Origin of the sequence: Bradyrhizobium sp., from assembly GCF_049691595.1 — a bacterium.
Taxonomy (GTDB): domain Bacteria; phylum Pseudomonadota; class Alphaproteobacteria; order Rhizobiales; family Xanthobacteraceae; genus Bradyrhizobium.
Window position 1 is genome coordinate 1 of record NZ_JBAVNZ010000125.1, and the last position, 5,822, is coordinate 5,822.

7 protein-coding genes are annotated in these 5,822 nt (G+C 65.8%); 1 reads left to right on the top strand and 6 read right to left on the bottom strand.

Going from position 1 to position 5,822, the window contains the following annotated elements:
• From lpxK to WCE35_RS05640, 6 genes are all read right to left on the bottom strand, one after another.
• On the bottom strand, positions 1 to 490 hold a 490-nt coding region (lpxK, locus tag WCE35_RS05615), incomplete at its 3' end, for a tetraacyldisaccharide 4'-kinase (protein ID WP_424592358.1).
• Entirely contained in the window at positions 483 to 1,817 is a 1,335-nt protein-coding gene (locus WCE35_RS05620; protein ID WP_424592359.1) for a 3-deoxy-D-manno-octulosonic acid transferase, read from the bottom strand. The genes WCE35_RS05620 and lpxK, both read right to left, overlap by 8 nt.
• Positions 1,780 to 2,493 (bottom strand): lysophospholipid acyltransferase family protein, encoded by a 714-nt coding sequence (locus tag WCE35_RS05625; RefSeq protein WP_424592360.1) that lies wholly within the window; start codon positions 2,491 to 2,493, stop codon positions 1,780 to 1,782. Before WCE35_RS05625 ends, WCE35_RS05620 begins: the two co-directional genes overlap by 38 nt.
• Positions 2,490 to 2,738 (bottom strand): DUF4170 domain-containing protein, encoded by a 249-nt coding sequence (locus WCE35_RS05630; protein ID WP_424592361.1) that lies wholly within the window; start codon positions 2,736 to 2,738, stop codon positions 2,490 to 2,492. The genes WCE35_RS05625 and WCE35_RS05630 overlap by 4 nt, the downstream gene beginning before the upstream one ends.
• Positions 2,739 to 2,797: 59 nt before the next feature.
• The gene (locus WCE35_RS05635; RefSeq protein ID WP_424592362.1) at positions 2,798 to 3,607 is read right to left on the bottom strand and encodes a 3'(2'),5'-bisphosphate nucleotidase CysQ; all 810 of its coding nucleotides are present in this window, start codon (positions 3,605 to 3,607) and stop codon (positions 2,798 to 2,800) included.
• Complete coding sequence (locus tag WCE35_RS05640) at positions 3,594 to 4,994, bottom strand: TldD/PmbA family protein (protein ID WP_424592363.1); 1,401 nt, start codon at positions 4,992 to 4,994, stop codon at positions 3,594 to 3,596. The genes WCE35_RS05635 and WCE35_RS05640 overlap by 14 nt, the downstream gene beginning before the upstream one ends.
• Positions 4,995 to 5,280: 286 nt before the next feature.
• On the opposite strand from WCE35_RS05640, the gene WCE35_RS05645 reads away from it, so the two are divergent.
• A complete protein-coding gene (locus tag WCE35_RS05645; protein ID WP_424592364.1) occupies positions 5,281 to 5,805 on the top strand; it encodes a DUF6101 family protein in 525 nt (174 codons plus the stop codon).
• The last annotated feature ends 17 nt before the right edge of the window (positions 5,806 to 5,822 follow it).

Consider the following 5,822-nt stretch of genomic DNA (forward strand, 5'->3'; position numbering starts at 1 on the left):
TGCCCAGGCCGCGGGCGCCGTCGATCACGATCAGCGACACATCCTTGGCAACCGCCGGGTTCTGAAAGCCGTCATCCATCAGGATCACGCTGGCGCCGAGCGATCGCGCCAGCGGAACACCGGCGGCACGGTCGCGCGCGACCACCACCGGCAGCGTGCCGGCCAGCATCAGCGGTTCGTCGCCGACGTCGGATGCCGCATGCCGCGCCGGATCGACCCTGACCGGCCCGCGCAGTTTCCCGCCATAGCCGCGGCTGAGCGCCACCGGCGTCTCGCCAAGATCGCGAAGAATTTTCGCCAGCGCCTGCACCGTCGGCGTCTTGCCGGCGCCACCGACATGATAATTGCCGACACAGAGCACGGGGACGCCGGCGTGCAGTCCCTTGCGCTTCAGCCGTTGCGCGGCAATGGCGCCGTACAGCGCGCCAAGCGGCCTCAACAAATGCGATTTCAGCGACGACGGCGCGTGCCAGAATCCCGGCTCACGCATGGGCGGCGCCCGTTTCGAGCCGCAGCTGCAACAGATAGGGCTCAAGCGCCGCCAGCGTGCGGTCAAGCGCGCCGCCGAGCTGCTCGACCACGCGCGTCGACGCCGCAACGGATGCGTCGCGCGCCGCGGGATCGGCGAGCAACTGTCCGAGCTGCTTGACCAGCGCCTCCTGCGTTTCGGCCCGGCGCGCACCGCCCGCCCGGTCGAGCGCTTCGTAGACGTCGGCGAAATTGAACACGTGGGGACCATGCACGATCGAGGCGCCGAGCTTGACCGCTTCGATCGGATTCTGCCCGCCATGTTCAACCAGCGACCCGCCCATGAACACGATCGGCGACAACCGGTAGAACAGCCCCAATTCGCCGATGGTATCGGCGACATAGATGTCGGTCGCGGCGGTAGGCAATTCCTGGCGTGAGCGCAGGCTGACATGGAGGCCGGAGGTGGCGACAAGGCGGGCGATGGCCTCGCCGCGATCCGGATGTCGCGGCACGATCACTGTCAACAGCGACGGAAAAAATCCGGCGAGCGTCTTGTGCGCTTCCAGCAGAATTTCCTCTTCGCCGGGGTGGGTGGATGCCGCGACCGCGATCGGACGGCCGCGCGTCACCGACATCAGCCGCTCGAGCTTGGCGGCATCCGCGGGCGGCGCCGGGACATCGAGCTTCAAATTGCCCGTGGTGACGACATTGCGGCTGCCGAGCGTCGCAAACCGGTCCGCGTCAAGTTGCGATTGCGCCAGGCAGAGGTCGAACCGGCCAAGCAGCGCCGAGATGGTGCCAGAGACGCGGCGCCAGCGCGGAAACGAACGATGCGACATCCGCCCGTTGATCAGGACCATCGGCAGGCGCCGCGCCGCGCTCGACAGGATCAGGTTCGGCCACAGGTCGGACTCGATGAACAGCGCCAGCGACGGGCGCCAGTGATCGAGAAAGCGCGCCACATAGCGCGGCGAATCGTAGGGCGCGTACTGATGAATGACATCGGCGGGAAACCGCCTGGCGGCGATCGCCGCCGAAGTCACCGTGCCCGAGGTCAGCAGGATGCGCAGGTTCAGCGCCCGCAGCTTCTCGATCAGCCCGGCCGCGGCCAGCACCTCGCCAACGCTGGCGCCGTGAATCCAGACCAATGGCCCCTGCGGCCGGACGCCCCGGCTCAGGCCGCGGCGTTCGCTGACGCGCGCCGGATCCTCCTTGCCGAGCTTCAGCCGCCGCTTGATCAGCGCGGGCACAAGCGCCACCATCGCGAGCGACAGTTTCCGGTAGACGCGCAACGTCATCGGCAGCGAGCTAGCCAAGCGCGGCCTCCGGGCGCCCGACGGCCGCATAGGCGCGACGGGTCGCTTCGTTGAGATAAGTTTCCACCTGCAGGCGCAGTTTTTCCATGGTCTCGGCGTCGGCATCCGGCGGCACGAATACCGCATCAATACCTACCACCGCGCCGCGCCCGAAGGGTAGATTTATGGTGGTGCTATCCCAGTTTTTCAACCGGACGAACCGGCTGGTCGCCATCGCAAAGGGCATGATCGGGCGCCCGGACTCCCGCGCCAGCATGACGACGCCGAGACCGACGACCCGCGCACGCTTCGGCACGTCGGCGGTGGTCGCAACGTTCCATTTGTCCTCCAGCGCCCGCACCATCTCCTTGAATGCGCCGACGCCGCCCTTGCGGTGGAACGCCCCGCCATGATCGCCGGAGCCCCGGATCGTGCCGATGCCGAGCCGCTCGGCGGCAATCGCGTTGAATTCGCCGTCGCGATGGCGCGAGATCAACACCTTGGCGCGATAGCTCGCCTTGGTCTTGATGAACGGCGTCATGAAATGCTGGCCGTGCCAGAACGCGAAGATCGCCGGCATGTCCGGTTCGACGATCTCATAGATGTTGGGGGGGTCGTAGCTGAATTTGTTGGTCAGCCAGACCAGCCGCAGATATTCGGCCGCAAGCACGCCGAGCGTGCGCTGAACCCAGCCAGAGCGCAGCAAATCGCGAAGTAGTCGTTTCAACGGGAAAGCTTTGTTTCTTGACCCGGATCGAGCAACCGGTGGAGGTGAACCACGAAATAGCGCATGTGGGCATTGTCCACGGTCTGCTGCGCCTTCGCCTTCCAGGCCGCATAGGCGGCTGCGTAATTGGGGAACACGCCGACGATTTCCACCTGGTCGAGATCCTTGAACGTCGTGTGCTCCAGATCGGTCAACTCGCCGCCGATAACGAGATGAAGCAGTTGCGGCGGGGCACTATCTGGCATGATTGTCTTTCCTAACGAGGTGCCCGGCAAGCAAGACTCGTGGCGTATGGCTGACTTATTCAGGGCAGCGGACGGTTCCGGAAATGCTCGACAATGCGCGCATGACGATCGTGTCCCGCAGCCACCAGCACCCCATGCGCCACCTCCCGGCGATTGTACTCAATCGCATCCCCCGAGAGCGCAGTCATCTTACCATTCGCTTCCTGCACGATCAAATTCGCCGCGGCAAGATCCCAGTCGCGGCTCTGGCCGCCGGCAAAAGCGGCGTCGAGACTTCCCTGCGCGACCCGGCACAGCCGAAGCGCCAGCGATCCGATGCGCGGATAAAGCGAGATTTCATCCGGTGACGGGCTCAGCCGCTGCACCAGCGGCTTCGGACCGGCCATGCGGGAGAAATCCAGATCGGCACCGGCGGTCGCGTGCACGGCGGCGTCGTTACGCGTCGCGCCCTGCCCGCGGATGGCGAAGAAAAATTCGCCGCTGACCGGCGCAAACACCGCCGCCAGCACCGGCGAAGCCCTTTCGACCAGCGCCACGCTGACGCACCAGTCTTCACGACCGGCGAGATAGGCGCGGGTGCCATCGATCGGATCGACGATCCAGACCAGGCGCTTGTCGAGACGCGCCTCGTCGTCGGCGCTCTCTTCCGAGAGCCAGCCATAATCCGGCGTCGCAGAACGCAGCCGGCTCTCCAGCAGATCGTTGACGGCGATATCGGCCTCGGAGACCGGCGAGGCGGCGCCCTTGGTCCAGTTCTTCAGTTCGGTACGAAACAGCGACAGCGCCAGCGCGCCGGCCTCGCGCACGCACTCCGTCAGCAACGCGGCGTCGCGCGCCGTGGTGATGTCGTCGGTATCAGCGTCCGCCAAGCGTCAGGCCCTCGATGCGCAGCGTCGGCGCGTTGACGCTGTAACGGAATTCCAGATCGTTGGCGGGGACGAGGGACTTGAACATCGGCAGCAGATGACCGGCGATCGTCACCTCGCTCACCGGATAGGTGATCTCGCCGTTCTCGATCCAGAAGCCGGACGCGCCGCGGCTGTAGTCGCCGGTGACGCCATTGACGCCGGAGCCGATCAAATCGGTCACGTAAAAACCCTGCTTGATGTCCGATATCAGCTCGGCCGGGGTCACCTCGCCGGCCTCCAGATGCAGATTGTAGGATGCCGGCGAGGGTGCCGAGGATACGCCGCGATGGGCATGACCGGTGGAAACCATCCCCAGTTCGCGCGCGGTCGCGCAATCCAAGAGCCACGAGGTCAGCACGCCCTGATCGATCAAAGCGAGCTTCTTCACCTTGACGCCCTCGACGTCGAAGGTCTGCGAGCGCAGGCCGCGCAGGCGCAAGGGATCGTCGATGATGCGGATGTTGTCGGCGAACAGCTGCTCGCCGAGACGGTCTTTCAGAAAACTGGTCTTGCGCGCGATCGAAGCGCCATTCACCGCGCCGACGAGATGGCCGACCAGCGATCCCGAAACCCGCGGGTCGAACACGACCGGCACCTTGCAGGTCTCGACCTTGCGCGGATTGGCGCGCGCCACGGCGCGCTCGCCCGCCTTGCAGCCGACGCTTGCGGGCGAAGCGAGATCGGATGCATGCGGCGCCGAGCTGTAGTCGTAGTCGCGCTCCATGCCGGTGCCTTCGCCCGATATCGCCGTCATCGAGATGCCCTGGCTCGAGCGCAGATAGGCGCCGTGGAAACCGGTAGAGGTCACCAGCACCATGCCGCCGATTCCGGTCGAGGCCGACGCGCCGCCGGATTTGGTAACGCCCTTGACCGCGAGTGCGGCGGCCTCGGCTTCGCAGGCGCGGCGTTCGAGTTCCGCGGTCGACGGAATTTCTCTGTCGAGCAGGTCGAGATCGGGGAAATCGCGCGCCAAAAGCGACGGATCGGCAAGCCCGACATATTTGTCGTCGGGCGCCACGCGCGCCATCGCGACCGCGCGCTCGGCCAGTTTGGCGACGCCATCGCCGCTGACGTCATTGGTGGAGACCACCGCCTGACGCTGGCCGACGAAGACGCGCAAACCGACATCGTCGCCCTCCGAGCGCTCGGATTCCTCGACGCGGCCGTCGCGCACCTCGACGCCCTGCGAGACGCCGCGCACCGCGACCGCATCGGCGGCGTCCGCGCCCGCGCGCCTGGCGGCCTCGACCAGGCGCTGCGCCAGCATGCTGAGTGCGGATTGATCGAACAGGTCGGAGGTCGCCGGCTTCTTTGAAAGCGGCGAAGCGGTGGATGGTGAAGAGTTCACGAACAAAATCCTGAGGATTGGGCGGGGCAGGAACGCTGATCCCCCAACCCACCAGATGTGCCTGATTCACAGGGAGTTCAAGCATTTTGCGCGGCCAAAAGCCAAACAATTTCGGCAATCGAGCAAGCTCTCGTCAATCATGCGAGCCAAGGTCTTGTCAATCATGCCGGCAAAAGCGGGGGCGGTGACGGCGGATTAACCAGCCTTTTTAAGTCGAAACGGAAATGGTCCGGCTAAGGTCTCGCGTATCGACCGGGAGCATAATCCCGGCGGGGAGACCAAAGCCGTGAGGCGTCAAACAGCAACAGGCGGGATCAATCCCGCCGGGTCGAGCCGCGCGCTGCGGCTCGACCCTCTTTCCCTGCCGCTCAGCTTTCATGCGCAGGATAGCCGCGCAGACGGCGGCGTACGGCAGATCGAGCTTCATCGCGAACGCGTGGTGCTGCGCCGTGAAGTCCGCGGCATGCGGATGGCCGTCAACATCAGCGTCAGCGATTTTCTCGGCGTCGCGCTGCGCGGCCTCGACGACGCGCGGATGCTGGTGCTGGTTCACCGCGATCCGTCACTGACGATTCCGCTGGGCGCAAGCGCCGACCACGACGAGATCGCATCCGCCTGGCAGATGTGGAGCGACATCTTCGGACTTCCGCTGTTGCCCGAAGACAAGCCGCGCGAGCCGGCCGCCCGCCGCCGTCGGCACAACGCGATCCGGACACGGCGGCCCAGATTTCTCGTCCGTCGGCGCGCCGGCGACCTGCTCAATCCGGCCAACCTGCATCAAGGCGAGCGCGAGATCATCGCGCGGGATTGACGCACGATTTCGTAGGG

Bases quoted from the DNA above. Each gene is read 5' to 3' on its own strand.
- WCE35_RS05620 (WP_424592359.1), bottom strand. From the start codon at position 1,817: ATGCGGCCGTCGGGCGCCCGGAGGCCGCGCTTGGCTAGCTCGCTGCCG.
- WCE35_RS05630 (WP_424592361.1), bottom strand. From the start codon at position 2,738: ATGCCAGATAGTGCCCCGCCGCAACTGCTTCATCTCGTTATCGGCGGC.